Here is a 12,925-nt window from a genome sequence, read left to right as displayed (position 1 = left end):
GCCTTAGCTTCTAATGCATGATGATTTACTTGATTAAGTTGTTGTTGCATTTTCTTCTGTTCTAGTTCCATGTTAATCATGAATTGAAGTTGTGGGCTTAGGTCTTGTGGAAGTGATTGCTGTTCCTTTAATATCTGTTCCATCTTGTTAAATGCTTCTATGTATTTAAGTTTCCATATGTCGGCTTCTGCTCCTGTGAAGCCCATAACTATAAAAGTAAATCCATCACGTGTTAATAGGTATTCTTTATACTCATTTCCGTTATGGTTATATTTACCTTCTATAAAGAGATTTTTAACCCGACAATTTTGGCGGGTTAGACTTTCTATCTTATTTTCAATAGCTCTAACCACCTTGTTATGTTCTTTCCCAAATCTTTCAGCCACATAACGGCTACTTACTACTACTTGTCCGTTTTCTGTTTGTAAATGTAAGTCATTATCTACTGGTATGATTAATGTTGATGTTTGCATTTTGTTGTTCCTCCTTCTTTTTGCTTTTTTTAGCTAAAAACTTATAATCACTTAGTGCCCTATCTACAAAGCCCGCTAAGTAAAGTTTGTCATCTTGAGGAAGTAATTTAATTTTTTCCTCAAAAGTTAAATTAGAAATCATAATAAAAACTCCTTTCTTTTTAACTTGGTTAAATATTAACATAACTAAGTTAACATGTCAACGTTTTTTAACTTATTTATTTTTCATTTGACCTAGTTAATTTTCTGCTATATAATTTTAACTATAAGGAGGTGAGCATATGCTATCTGATAGATTAGACCAATTGATATCTACACTAGATATTAAAAAAGGCGATTTTGCAGAAAAAATAAATTTCACTCAAGCCTATATATCCATGATTCTTTCTGGTAAAAAAGAAAATCCTAGCGATAGATTTTACGAATCTTTAAAAAGGGAGTTTAATGTTAATCCTACATGGCTGAAACTAGGTGAAGGTGAAATGTTCTTAATTGAAGATAAAGGATTAACCCCATTAGAACGAGAACTTATAGAGAAATATAATCTTCTTGCTCTTAGTGATAGAAAAATAATCAATGAAATTGTTGATTCATTATTAATTCGTAATCAATCCTCTCAAAGCCCTAAATCCTAGGGCTTTTTTCTTGCTCTTTAATACGAATGTATGTTCGATTTGAAGTTAAAAAATAAAACTATCTTATCGATAGTCATTTTCTTCACTTACACTACTTATAACTACTAAGGTGCTATCTCATTATGTTAATGCAGTGTCTATTTTTTGCTCACACAAAAAGCTCTGCTAATAAAAGCAGAGCTGATAAATGAATAAACTTATATATTACTAATATTGTAGAGCCATTAAAGAACTCTGCTAAATGTTTTACTCCTTTCCTTTAATAGCATCTAGTACAAACCTATATATCTTTTTTAAAATTTCTTCATCCTCAATATCTTCTATGATTCTTATTATTTCCTCTTTCATTCTTGTTGTTTCCTCTTTCATTCCAACACCACCTCTTAACTTTTCTATAATTGATAATATCTATGTACTTCTGCTATCTATCCTAATCTGTACCTAATGGATTAATACAAAGTATTTTATACTCTTCATTCATACACTCATCTAATATAAATTTTATAAAGTTTTCAATGGCAATATCTTTTGTAAAACCATAATTAAGATGTTTCCCATCTTTTGTCCATTCACACATACATGCTATTACATCTTCCTCTACTAAATTACTGCTCTCTAATACAAAATATCTAACTTCTTTTGCATTATTATATACGACACCTACATAATAAGCTTCTAGTGTTGCTTCTGGAATTGGCATAGACATTACTAACACTTTAGTATCTTCTCTCTCTTCTTTTATCACTTGTGGCATATAAACAGTTGGTTTCTCTGCCACTTTTCGTTGAGCTCTTTCCCATAAAAAATTAATAAATCTATACACGTCAGTATCAGACCCAGTACATACCTTTTCTAAAAATAATTTTGTATTAGTAAAAATGTAATTAGGTAATATTTTGTGTGCTAACCAATATCTTGATGATCTTTCTCTTAATGTTTTCATCAAATTTACTCCTTTATAATAAATTTATTAATTTTTCTTTATCTCACTATAAAATAATCCTTACTATTACCCTTTATCACCATCTTTTATTCTCTCTTGAAAACGAAGAGATTGCTCCTGGTTCATGATTTCTGTTTCTAAACTCTTCAGCAATAAAATCAATAAAATGTTCTAACTCAATATTATTTGTAAATCTATAATTTATGTGATGACATTCCTTTGTCCATTCACATAAATTAGCTATTGCATCATCAGGCTTTGTCATACTATTTTCTAGTACAAAATATCTCACTTCATTTTCATTATTATAAGTAATTCCTACATAGAACACTTCTAACCCTACCTTTGGAGTAGGCATTGTTAATACTAATACACTAAAATCTCTATACTCTCTTTTAACTACCTGTGGTATATAAGGTGACTCACAATACCCTGTTTCCATCTGACATGTTTCCCATAATGATTTAATCATAGTACATATCTGCTTATCTGAGCCTATCCTCACCATTCTTAAAAATAAATCAGTATTATTAAATATGTATCTAGGTAATGTTTTATGTGGTAACCAATACCTTGCTGATCCTACAATCAAATCCTTCATTTCATTCTCCTCTTCATACAAATTTATCTATAGCGCCCTATCAATAGAACATTTGTTCGATTTATAAATCAATAATATTATATTATTGTTACGACGTCAATACATTTTTTTATAACTGTATATTTTTGTTGCTTTTAAAATTCTTTTTCACTATAATAAATTCAAAGAAAGGATGATTTTATTATGAATACATTAGGTGAACGTCTTTATGCATTACGTAAAGGTGTAAAATTGAGTCAAGAAGAATTAATAACTATCTTTAATAAACGTTTTAATACTATTATTAATAGAACTATGATTTCTAAATGGGAAAACAATAAAGAATATCCTAGATCTGATTTCATAAAATATCTTAGTGAGTTTTTTGATGTATCCATGGATTACTTGACTTGTCGTAGTCCATATAAAAATGTAATAGAAGAAGTTTCTTGTGATTCCTCTCTTCAAACTCAACTCCAAGAACTAGGACTATTCCCTATTAATGAAACTGTACGAATTCCTATTCTCGGGGAAATTAAGGCTGGTTATAATGCTTGTGCAAATAATGAATTGCTTGGTTATGAGTATATTGAAAAAAACAGCATATTAGGAAAGTCAAATTGTTTTTTCTTAAAAATTAAAGGTGATAGTATGTACCCTATGTTTTTAGAAAATGACTTAGTACTTATTGAGCCTATGTCAGATGTTCCTACAGGTTCTATTGCTGCAGTTCTTGTAGATAATGAAGAAAGTACTTTAAAGCGCATTATAAAAAGTCCTGATGCTATTATACTTCAACCTCTTAATACTGCTTATGAATCTAGAGTCTTTACAGGACACGAATTAAATACATTAAAAATACTAGGTAAAGCTATCCAATCTATTAGAAAGTTTTAAAATTATTTCCAATACAAAAGACCTAGTGCTACTAACACTAAGCCTTTTGTATAAATCAGTGAATAAGATATCTTATCAACAAATCTAATATCTTATTCACCCTATTATTTCAATAAAGGAGTTGATATTTATGTCAATGGACAAAAGAGGCGATACATGGCGTTTCCGTATCCGAAAAGATGGTAAGACCTATACTAAAACATTTAAAGGAACAGAAAAACAAGCTAAAAAGGCTCATGACCTCTTTAGACTTGAAATAGAAAGGGGTGAAATTGGAACAGATGAAAATATGAGAATGGATGAATTATGTGCTTTAGTTTATAAAGACTATGTACTTCCTAATTGCAAGGCTAGTACACAACGGATATACAAACAAAATTATAATGCTTATATTCTTCCTGCTCTTGGTTCTATGAAGGTATCTTCTATTAAACCTATACATATTCAGCAATTAGTAAATAATATGGCTAAAACTTTAAAACCTAATACTATAGGGAATTGTATGGGATGCTTAGGAAAAACATTTTCACTAGCTGAAAAATGGGAGTTGATTAAAGACTCACCTTATAAGCATATTGAACTACCTAAACCAGCTAAAACAAATCATGCTGAACTACTTTCTATAGAGGAAATAAAAATACTTTTAGATCACTACTCTAAAGAAAGTAACTTACTACATAAAACTGCTTTCTACTTAGCTATAGGTTGTGGACTTAGAAATAGTGAAATAAGAGCCTTAACTATAGACGATATAGATTTTGAAAATGGCGTACTAACTATTAATAAACAACTAGCAGAAATAAGAAATGAGCTAGGCGAAATAGTGGAAGGTATCAGCTCCCCTAAAACGCCTAGCTCAATTAGAAAAATTTATATTCCCATGTTTATTATAGATATCTTAAAAGATTATATCAATAGTTTACCATTTATTCCACCTAGCAAACAAATCTTTTGGTCGTTAGCTACTGGCAAACCAATTAGTAAACATTGTCTATCTAAACGTTTTAGATATGTCTGTGAATCAATAGGCATTACTCCTATTCGCTTCCATGACCTTAGACACTTACAAGCTACACTACTAATGCATAGCAATATAAATGTACAAGCTATAAGTAAACGTCTTGGTCATAGTGATACACAAACTACCCTTCGAGTTTATACCCATTCTTTAGATGCAGTGGACAAAGAAGTGGCAACTAGTATTGATACCACTTTTAAGGAACTTTCTAATTAGAATTTGTCCAAAATTTGTCCAAGCACTCTTTTAGTCCAATTTTAAAACTATAAAACCATTGAAAATATTAACTTTCTTTAATAAGATATGCAATTGTTTCAACATGGTGTGTATGTGGGAACATATCTACACAGCATACTTTTTGTACTTTATAACCTGCTTCTTCAAATACAGGTAAGTCACGTGCTAAACTTGTTGGCTTACAAGAGATATAAAGTAACTCTTTTGCATCAAATCCAATAATTTTATCAATTGCTTTTGGATGAATACCTTCTCTTGGTGGATCAAGCACAATAAGCTCTGGCTTAACATGAAGATTCCCTACTTCTTTAAGTACATCACCCGCTACAAAGTTACAGTTTGTAAGTCCATTAAGTTTTGCATTTTGTTTTGCTTTTTCTACTGCTTCTTCTACAATTTCAATACCGTATACTTCCTTAGCACGTGTAGCCATAATTTGCGCAATTGTACCTGTTCCAGAGTAAAGGTCAAATACTACTTTGTTTGCAATATCTTCAGGCATATCTAAAGCTGTTTTATAAAGCTTTTCCGCCCCTTTAGTATTTGTTTGGAAGAATGAGAATGGAGAAATATTAAAGTTTAACCCTAAAATATTCTCTGTAAAGTAGTCTTGTCCATATACAAGTTTTACACCTTCTGGTTTTACGGCATCTGCTAGCGTATCAGATGTTGTATGAAGGATACCTGCAATCTTGCCTTTTGTACCCATTTCTACTAAATAATTCGCAAGTTGTGTAAAGTCAAACTCACGCTGTGTTGTCGTTACAATGTTGATGAGTAACTCACCTGTTGTTTCTGAACGACGTACAATGAGGTAACGGAGGTAACCTTCATGTATTTTCTTTTTGTAGAATGGAAGTCCCATAGATTGTACATAACGTAATACAAAACGTAAAATCATACTAAAATCTTCATGTACGATTTGGCAACCATCTACTGTAATGATATCAAATGTACTATTTTTACGGTGCATACCAAGGCACATTGGACCGTCTTTACATGCATCACCAAATGAGAATTCCATTTTATTACGATATGCCCACTCCATTGGACTTGCTAAAATCCCCATATCCTCAAAATCCGTTACACCTGCACCTTTTAATAAATCCATTACTAAACCATGTTTATGCTCAAGTTGAGATTCATAAGGTACTTGTTGCATTGCACACCCACCACATGTACCAAAGTACTCACATTTTGGTTGAATGAAGTGCTCTGGTTGTTCATGCCAAGCAACAGCTTTTCCAAGCCATTCGCCTTTACGTTTCTTTTGAAGACGTACACTTACCTTTTGTCCTGGAAAAGTATCCGGCACACATACTGGAACATTTTCTTCTATATACATAAATCCTTTATTAGGGAATTTAACTTTTTCAATTATACCGTCTACGATTTCATTCTTTTTAGCCATAAGAACTCCTTTAATATATGCGAATTTTAGATATAAACCTTATTTATTGTTACATATTGACACTTGTTTTTCAAGTAGTTTGAAGCAAGTCTAGTTAATATATTGAAATTTAGACTACTTATCAAGTATAATAAATTGTAGACTTTAGATTATTCAATACAGGGGGAATGCAAGTGATATTAGATCCAAAAGCCCAGTTAGAGATTGCAAACAGTGTCTCTCAATATCATGATATTATTTTAAAAGACATCAATTCTATTGTACGTCTTGTCGATTCAGAAGGAAAAGTATATACTTCTGCTCTTTCAAAATGGGAAAAAAACGACATTATTTTTGCCGCACCGATAGAACGCTGTGACTTTGTTATTTTCCCTTTACCTATTGATTTAGAAATATGTTTTATTACAAAGCAAACTGTTTTTGTAGCAAATATTCATGTGACAACACGTCAGCCTGTAAATGGTAAATTACTGTATAAAGGTTATTTAACTAGCCCCCTTGTAAAAAAACAACAACGGGCACATTACCGACTTACTACACTTTTTCACGTAAAGTATCGCCTTATACCACGTGAAGATCAACGAGTAGACAATGAACAACTTTTAAATTTAAATGAAGGTACTACTGTGAACATTAGTGCAGGAGGCATGTGCCTACTTACTAAGTATCAGCTCCAACCAAAAGATTGTGTTGAAATCACCTTCCAATTCTTGGATCATGAATTTAATATTCAAGGGGAAGTCTTAGAACAAGGTGAAAGAAATACAACAGGTAATTACACACATCGTATACGCTTTATCAACTTAGATGCACGCAAAGAAAATTTACTTTCTAAATTGATTTTTGAGAAGCAACGTTTACTTGTAAAGTCCAATAACCAACCACTTTTTAAGAAGTAAGGCGTATTTTACGTTTTACTTCTTTTTTCTATATAAAAACTCCTAAAATAAAACATTATCTATATGCTTTATTTTAGGAGTTCTTCTATCATTTCCATAATCTCATATTCTAATACTGAATTAAACCCATCCTCATAAAGCTGCTGGAAATGATTTTTGAGTTCATGTAGTTTAAGAAAATAGTTCCATTCCCATTCACCCTCTTTATAGGTTCTAAGAAGTTCTTGCTTTTCTTGTCTTGCACGCTCTAGTGTAATATCCCCTTTTTCATATTGTTGATATAGACTACGTGCGCCAATGTAATAACATTGCTTATAAGCTGGAAGGCCCATAGGTAAAGGGGCATTTTCTTTTGCTAATTTATCAAGTTCTTTATCCATAGCCTGTGCTCCTTTTGTTTAAAATCTTTATATTTAGGGTAACAGATACGCTTATGAATTACAAGTCTTCTCGTATCGTACCTCCTAAAAATATTTTCTACATTTTATTAATGTAACTCTTTAGCATCTTTGTGCTTATACATATTAGTAATTAAAAAAATATTTATAAATTTGAAGTGCTAGGAGTTTGATTATGAAAAAAATCTATCTGCAACTTAAATGGATCTTTGCCTATACAAAATCTATTATATGGTTTTTGATTCCCAATATTTGTATAAGTGGCATCCTTGCTGGCATAGGTGTCTATACTGCTATTTTATCCAAATCTCTTATCGATTCGGCTACTAGTGGTAACCTTGATTTAGTAGTTAAATATCTCGTTTTTATGGGAAGCTTATTTTTGGTAGATATTGTACTGTCATCTATTTTATCTCTAAGTTCTACATACTGCTCGACAAAATTTCAAAATCAAATCCAAAAAGATGTTTTCCAACACGTGATTTATGCTAAATGGTTAGAACATCATAAGTATCATAGTGTTAACTTTCTTACTCGTATAAATAATGATGTAGCCACAATCACTAACTTAGTAACATCTACATTAGTAAAAGTTATTTCTTTAAGCATTACATTTATTACTTCATTCTATACTTTAATTTACCTTGATGCGACCATTGCAATCTTATCTGTTCTTATTGCACCTATATTCTTAGTTATAAGTATCCTATTCGCCAAGAAGCTTAAGGTGACTTATAATGAAATCCAAGACCAGGCTATTAAGTATAATTCATTTATTCAAGAAGCACTCCAAAATATTATGATTGTAAAAGCTTTCTGTACTGAAACTAAAAGTCTTTCACTTCTAGATGCACTTCAAAAACGTAAATTAGAGCTTAATCTTAAAGCAAACTCTCTTAACTTACGTTCTAGTACTGCACTCTTATTCTGCTCTTATCTCACATACTTTATTATTTTAAGTATAGGTGGTATTAAATTAGCCAAAGGTCTTATTACATTTGGAAGTCTCACTGCACTTTTTCAACTTTTTAATAATATTCAAGAACCTTTATCTGAGTTAGCTTATATGGTACCCGGTATTATTAAAAGTTTTGCCTCTATAGAAAGGCTTATGGAGATTGAAGATATGAATTTAGAAGAATCTATTCCATCTGTTCTATCCATTCAGTCTATACCGCTTACTATTCACTTTGACCATGTTTCTTTTAGTTATATGGATGAAAGACCGATTTTATCAGATATTACATTAGAAATTCATTCTGGTGAAACCGTTGGATTAATAGGTACATCTGGAAGTGGAAAGACTACACTTATCCGATTACTGCTTGCTCTTGCAACACCTACATCAGGTTCCATTTTAATTTCAGCTGGTCACTCTACAGAGTCTATTGCTTCAATCCATCGCGAACTTATCTCTTATGTACCTCAAGGAAATACACTTTTTTCCGGAACTTTAAAAGATAATATTTGCTATGGCTATAGAAATGCTACATTACTTGAAATTGAAGAAGCCTGTCGCTTAGCATGTGCATGGGACTTTATAGAGCAATTAGATAATCAGTTAGATACTGTGATAGGTGAAAAAGGAATAGGACTTTCAGAAGGGCAGGCCCAACGAATTGCCATAGCTCGTGCATTTCTTCGTATTAGACCCATTCTTATTTTAGATGAAGCAACCTCATCATTAGATATGGACACCGAAATGCATATATTAAATGGTCTTAAACAACTTCATCAACAGCCTATATGCATTATTATAACTCATAGACCCTCTGCCCTTTCTTTATGCCATCGCGTCTATAAATTAGAAAATCATAAGCTTAATCAAGTTGATTAACAAGATGCTCTACGAGTTGAATTTCCTCTTCTATAGAAACATGGTCCTGGGGTCTTATTATTCTATAAATAGGTATTTTTTGAGCGACACTTATACAGTGCTTGAAATAGTCCGGATTTATACCCATATATTCTTTAAAGTCAATATTATAAATATTTTGATAGAGTGCATTTATTTTCTCACTACCTCTAAGATATTGTTTTTCTACATGTTCAACCTGCCCTAATGTAATTTCGCAAATGCCTTGTAAAGGTACTGATTGATTTACAAACTGGTCTTTTACAGGGATCAAATATTTCATACGGCTTCCTTCTCCTATTTGCTGATAATGGTCTCTGTTATAGCCTAAGTTTTTCATAGCATCTTCACATAATTTTTGTTGAGGATATCCTGATTCAACTTCAGGATATCCATTTTTAACCAGTACAGATAAATCATCTGTTACAAATCCATAACCTTTTAATCTTAAGGCGGATGTAAGTGTAGATTTCCCAGCTCCACTTTTCCCCGTAAAAATCATTCCTTTATTGTTAATACAAACTGTACCGCCATGAATTACTAGTCTATTTTTCTGAAATAGAATGAATCCTAAGCAAGTTCCTAATAAGTAAAGCCTGATTCGCTCTTCTTTTCCATCTTGACATTTATCTATAATAATTTGAGTACCATCTACTATAATAAAAGTTGCTAGTGCCTTAATGTGAAACCATATTTTTTGAGGTGTGTATTGAGCCATTTTACCTCTAGCTATAGTTTGCTTAATCTCTTCATCTACTAAGCCATAATGAATTTCACAATCTACTGTTTTTAAATCCTGTGAATCAGCACAGATAAGCTCAGGTAGAAGAACATCCGATTTTATCGTTAGTCCATAAACCGTATAAAAGTTATTCATTAACCATCACCTACTTCACTATCTTATTTATTATATCCACTTATAAATAATTAAGGGCTGTTATATAACAGCCCTTTTAGGGAAGATTAACCACTAATAGGAGGCTCTACTGGGAACTCATTATCATGCCCACCTGATCCATGGTTACAGTGGCAATGACAATGACCATGTCCGTGATTTTTACTCTTAAAGAATGTGATGGGTAAATTATCTGTAGTATTTTGTACACCGATTGTTGCTAATTCTGGTTTAATCCATACTTTTTTCATAATATCACCTCCTCTCTGTAAGATAATGTGATAAGAAGCACTTGTCTTATCTCTATATAGTATGCAATTTAAGGCAAATAGGCGTATTTATTAGTATAATTTTCTCTTATCAAAGGAGTCCAAGTTGTTTAAGTAAATAATTTCTTTTTTTCACTTGCTGTATGCCATAGCATGCAAACTTTAACTTTGCTTCATTACTATAACGTTTATGATAAATAGCTCGATATAAATGATGTATCCATGCTATAGGTAACAATAAAGATGATTTTTTAAGATACGCATACTGTTCTAAAGGAATCAAATGTTCTTTTTTAGGGAAAAGAATATTAAGATATCTCTGTTCGGATATAAAAGCTATATTTTCGTGTCCATATACCCCCGCTTCTAATAAATTTTCAATAAGGGCGTCTACTATTTGTATGGATGAAGTACCTAACCTTTCTATATCTATAATTTTCTCCATTTTAAATAGTTTTTGGTACACTCCAAAAATAGCTGATACAAACTTTTCTAGATGCCATTGCTCTACTTGATTACAGAAAACCTCCCACTGAATATCATTTTTATGTGCTTCAACTATTAAAGCTAAATCGGCTATTTGCCTTATTCCAAATCCACTTTCCACCATATGAGTCGCCATATGAGTACATAAATGAAATACTTGATCCTCTAAGCCTAAACATAGTGTTTTTACACCTTCTATTTCCGTTTCTAAAGTATTTGCCCATAATCCTCCTTCTATATTATTAACTTTTTTGAAAAGAGTATTATGTTTAAGTGTCCAATGGATTTCAATAGGTAGAGAATCTGGTCCGGTGTAAACGATATGAATAGGTGTAGCATGATTCACATTATACCCTGCATTTTTAAGCAGCTCATCTATCCTATTTAAATCTTCTGCATGTACGAGTAAATCTGCATCAGACATTGTTCTTTGCTCTGGTCTTGGATAATATTGTCGTAAAATAAGCCCTTTGAGAATAATTACCGGAATAGAAGCTTCATTAAACATCTTGAGTATTTGAGCAACTTGCTTAATATGAATATGTTGAGTAACTCCTGTAATAAACGTATTCTTTTTCCAAGTTTCTAGTAATTCTTTAGGTAGGTCTTCTCTATAAGGTAGTTGTTGAATAGTCGTATAAAGAAGCCCTTCAATCTGGTGTGCTTGAGCATACTTATACACTTGTTCCCAATTAATTGGTTGAGCTAATACAGTGTTTCCTTCTTGATTTTTAATAGCTATAGATAATAATTGAATAAGTTGTCGATAGCTTTGTGTATTCACTACTTCACCTCTTTTTCTAAAGAATCAATTTCTAAAGCATTTCTCAAATAAGCTAAGCTTTTGTTTTTTTCATTTTCTAATAACTTTTGTGCCCTTTCAAAATCTATATCATAAGTATGCTCTAGTTGATTCAATACATTATTAGAATTGATTGAACGATTTGTCAGATCTGTAAGACTTAATAAATTATGAATTCTAGCATCCTTATTCCCTTCAAAAGTAAAAAAAGGTTTATTAAATAAAATAGAAAATACTGTTCCATGAAAAGATGATGTAAGTACTATCTTCGCATTCTTGAGGACTGTTAAAAATTCAATAGGTCCTACATCATATTGCTTTTTAAAAGGCGTTAAGACATCATATTGATTAGAAAAATTAGTTATAACGATCGGCATCTTAAAATATCTTGAAAAGAACTTTGCAAGAGAAATTATTTGTGGATTCGCATAAAGTGTATATAGGAGAATATAATCTTTATTTTTATATTTCTCATTTTTATATTTCTTATCTTGCAAAAGATATTCCCAATCAGCTGGTGTAAGTAATAAGGTAGGATCTAATACAATAGGTACCTCTTTATGAGATAATTCTTGAACGATTTGTTGGGATTTCAACTCCCTAACAGATAAACTATCAAAAGATGCTAAGTAATCAGCTATTCTTGTGCGCATTTCTTCATTAGGTATCTTACCTATGGGACCAAAACTTGGTGCATAAGAAATTTTTTTACCTTTTTTCACAAAAGGTAAATAGTAAGACCAATCAAAATCTACAGGATTAGGATTCCAAATTTGATCACTACCACAGATATAATAATCATAATTAAAAGATTCATTCTGTAGATCATCTAAGGATAGATAGATCTGTGAGGTTGTTTTTAATTGCTCAGTGATAAACTGATTAAATCTATTATATTTTTGTTTTAAGGCAAAATAATACAGAGCATGAGTTAAATTTTTCAAACAATATTTTAGGCCTTTTCGTTTTGTAAAAACTGTATATAGATCTTTTTGACGTTCTGTTCTTAAATTTATAATTTCACAGTTACCTACTAATTGAGTGAGAAGAGTCTGTAAAGCATAAGCTTGTAAGACTGATCCATAATTATGAGAAGCGTGAAAGGTTATAACTGCAGCTTTTTTCAT

General features: G+C 31.4%; 16 protein-coding genes. 5 read left to right on the top strand and 11 right to left on the bottom strand.

The window, feature by feature from the left end; all coding sequences use genetic code 11:
* A partial coding sequence (locus PBV87_RS07390) for a Rha family transcriptional regulator (protein WP_271011702.1) occupies positions 1-473 on the bottom strand: 473 nt, incomplete at its 3' end.
* A complete protein-coding gene (locus tag PBV87_RS07385) occupies positions 439-615 on the bottom strand; it encodes a hypothetical protein (protein ID WP_271011701.1) in 177 nt (58 codons plus the stop codon). The genes PBV87_RS07385 and PBV87_RS07390, both read right to left, overlap by 35 nt.
* Positions 616-754: 139 nt before the next feature.
* Here PBV87_RS07385 and PBV87_RS07380 point away from each other — a divergent pair, with 139 nt between their 5' ends.
* Positions 755-1,108 carry a helix-turn-helix domain-containing protein gene (locus PBV87_RS07380; RefSeq protein ID WP_271011700.1) on the top strand — a complete coding sequence of 118 codons (354 nt, stop codon included), beginning with the start codon at positions 755-757 and terminating at the stop codon, positions 1,106-1,108.
* Between the two features lie 246 nt (positions 1,109-1,354).
* Here the strand turns inward: PBV87_RS07380 and PBV87_RS07375 are convergent, their stop codons facing one another.
* From PBV87_RS07375 to PBV87_RS07365, 3 genes are all read right to left on the bottom strand, one after another.
* Positions 1,355-1,477, bottom strand: a complete 123-nt coding sequence (locus PBV87_RS07375; protein ID WP_271011699.1) for a hypothetical protein — start codon at positions 1,475-1,477, stop codon at positions 1,355-1,357.
* Between the two features lie 61 nt (positions 1,478-1,538).
* Positions 1,539-2,051, bottom strand: coding sequence for a hypothetical protein (locus tag PBV87_RS07370; protein ID WP_271011698.1), 513 nt, complete (start codon positions 2,049-2,051; stop codon positions 1,539-1,541).
* Between the two features lie 76 nt (positions 2,052-2,127).
* Positions 2,128-2,652, bottom strand: coding sequence for a hypothetical protein (locus PBV87_RS07365; protein ID WP_271011697.1), 525 nt, complete (start codon positions 2,650-2,652; stop codon positions 2,128-2,130).
* A gap of 183 nt (positions 2,653-2,835) precedes the next feature.
* Here PBV87_RS07365 and PBV87_RS07360 point away from each other — a divergent pair, with 183 nt between their 5' ends.
* Together PBV87_RS07360 and PBV87_RS07355 are read left to right on the top strand one after the other, a co-directional pair.
* Positions 2,836-3,528, top strand: coding sequence for a helix-turn-helix domain-containing protein (locus PBV87_RS07360; RefSeq protein ID WP_271011696.1), 693 nt, complete (start codon positions 2,836-2,838; stop codon positions 3,526-3,528).
* A gap of 130 nt (positions 3,529-3,658) precedes the next feature.
* Positions 3,659-4,762 carry a tyrosine-type recombinase/integrase gene (locus PBV87_RS07355; RefSeq protein ID WP_271011695.1) on the top strand — a complete coding sequence of 368 codons (1,104 nt, stop codon included), beginning with the start codon at positions 3,659-3,661 and terminating at the stop codon, positions 4,760-4,762.
* Between the two features lie 67 nt (positions 4,763-4,829).
* Here PBV87_RS07355 and rlmD read toward each other — a convergent pair whose 3' ends face one another.
* The gene (gene rlmD / locus PBV87_RS07350) at positions 4,830-6,194 is read right to left on the bottom strand and encodes a 23S rRNA (uracil(1939)-C(5))-methyltransferase RlmD (protein ID WP_271011694.1); all 1,365 of its coding nucleotides are present in this window, start codon (positions 6,192-6,194) and stop codon (positions 4,830-4,832) included.
* Positions 6,195-6,367: 173 nt separating this feature from the next.
* Between rlmD and PBV87_RS07345 the strand changes: the two genes are divergently transcribed.
* On the top strand, positions 6,368-7,093 hold the full coding sequence (locus PBV87_RS07345) for a flagellar brake protein (protein WP_271011693.1): 726 nt from the start codon (positions 6,368-6,370) through the stop codon (positions 7,091-7,093).
* Positions 7,094-7,161: 68 nt separating this feature from the next.
* On the opposite strand, the gene PBV87_RS07340 is transcribed toward PBV87_RS07345, so the two are convergent.
* A complete protein-coding gene (locus tag PBV87_RS07340) occupies positions 7,162-7,473 on the bottom strand; it encodes a hypothetical protein (RefSeq protein WP_271011692.1) in 312 nt (103 codons plus the stop codon).
* A gap of 193 nt (positions 7,474-7,666) precedes the next feature.
* Here PBV87_RS07340 and PBV87_RS07335 point away from each other — a divergent pair, with 193 nt between their 5' ends.
* Positions 7,667-9,328: an ABC transporter ATP-binding protein gene (locus PBV87_RS07335; protein WP_271011691.1), complete on the top strand. Its 1,662-nt coding sequence runs from the start codon at positions 7,667-7,669 to the stop codon at positions 9,326-9,328.
* On the opposite strand, the gene PBV87_RS07330 is transcribed toward PBV87_RS07335, so the two are convergent.
* From PBV87_RS07330 to PBV87_RS07315, 4 genes are all read right to left on the bottom strand, one after another.
* On the bottom strand, positions 9,312-10,223 hold the full coding sequence (locus PBV87_RS07330) for a phosphoenolpyruvate carboxykinase (ATP) (protein WP_271011690.1): 912 nt from the start codon (positions 10,221-10,223) through the stop codon (positions 9,312-9,314). The two genes, PBV87_RS07335 and PBV87_RS07330, sit on opposite strands and share 17 nt — an antisense overlap.
* An 86-nt stretch (positions 10,224-10,309) precedes the next feature.
* Positions 10,310-10,492: a hypothetical protein gene (locus PBV87_RS07325; protein ID WP_271011689.1), complete on the bottom strand. Its 183-nt coding sequence runs from the start codon at positions 10,490-10,492 to the stop codon at positions 10,310-10,312.
* Between the two features lie 109 nt (positions 10,493-10,601).
* Complete coding sequence (locus PBV87_RS07320; RefSeq protein WP_271011688.1) at positions 10,602-11,780, bottom strand: nucleotidyltransferase domain-containing protein; 1,179 nt, start codon at positions 11,778-11,780, stop codon at positions 10,602-10,604.
* Positions 11,780-12,925, bottom strand: coding sequence for a polysaccharide pyruvyl transferase family protein (locus PBV87_RS07315; RefSeq protein WP_271011687.1), 1,146 nt, complete (start codon positions 12,923-12,925; stop codon positions 11,780-11,782). The genes PBV87_RS07320 and PBV87_RS07315 overlap by 1 nt, the downstream gene beginning before the upstream one ends.

Source organism: Holtiella tumoricola, assembly GCF_027857615.1.
In the GTDB taxonomy this organism is placed as follows: Bacteria; Bacillota; Clostridia; order Lachnospirales; family Cellulosilyticaceae; genus Holtiella; species Holtiella tumoricola.
Note: the sequence above shows the minus strand (reverse complement) of the source record. Positions and strands in the feature narration are given on the sequence as shown.

Excerpts from the sequence above, each read along its gene's own strand:
- PBV87_RS07385 (WP_271011701.1), bottom strand. The coding sequence starts at position 615 with ATGATTTCTAATTTAACTTTTGAGGAAAAAATTAAATTACTTCCTCAA.
- PBV87_RS07380 (WP_271011700.1), top strand. The coding sequence starts at position 755 with ATGCTATCTGATAGATTAGACCAATTGATATCTACACTAGATATTAAA.
- PBV87_RS07375 (WP_271011699.1), bottom strand. The coding sequence starts at position 1,477 with ATGAAAGAGGAAACAACAAGAATGAAAGAGGAAATAATAAGAATCATA.
- PBV87_RS07370 (WP_271011698.1), bottom strand. The coding sequence starts at position 2,051 with ATGAAAACATTAAGAGAAAGATCATCAAGATATTGGTTAGCACACAAA.
- PBV87_RS07365 (WP_271011697.1), bottom strand. The coding sequence starts at position 2,652 with ATGAAGGATTTGATTGTAGGATCAGCAAGGTATTGGTTACCACATAAA.
- PBV87_RS07360 (WP_271011696.1), top strand. The coding sequence starts at position 2,836 with ATGAATACATTAGGTGAACGTCTTTATGCATTACGTAAAGGTGTAAAA.
- PBV87_RS07355 (WP_271011695.1), top strand. The coding sequence starts at position 3,659 with ATGTCAATGGACAAAAGAGGCGATACATGGCGTTTCCGTATCCGAAAA.
- rlmD (WP_271011694.1), bottom strand. The coding sequence starts at position 6,194 with ATGGCTAAAAAGAATGAAATCGTAGACGGTATAATTGAAAAAGTTAAA.
- PBV87_RS07340 (WP_271011692.1), bottom strand. The coding sequence starts at position 7,473 with ATGGATAAAGAACTTGATAAATTAGCAAAAGAAAATGCCCCTTTACCT.
- PBV87_RS07335 (WP_271011691.1), top strand. The coding sequence starts at position 7,667 with ATGAAAAAAATCTATCTGCAACTTAAATGGATCTTTGCCTATACAAAA.
- PBV87_RS07330 (WP_271011690.1), bottom strand. The coding sequence starts at position 10,223 with ATGAATAACTTTTATACGGTTTATGGACTAACGATAAAATCGGATGTT.
- PBV87_RS07325 (WP_271011689.1), bottom strand. The coding sequence starts at position 10,492 with ATGAAAAAAGTATGGATTAAACCAGAATTAGCAACAATCGGTGTACAA.
- PBV87_RS07315 (WP_271011687.1), bottom strand. The coding sequence starts at position 12,925 with ATGAAAAAAGCTGCAGTTATAACCTTTCACGCTTCTCATAATTATGGA.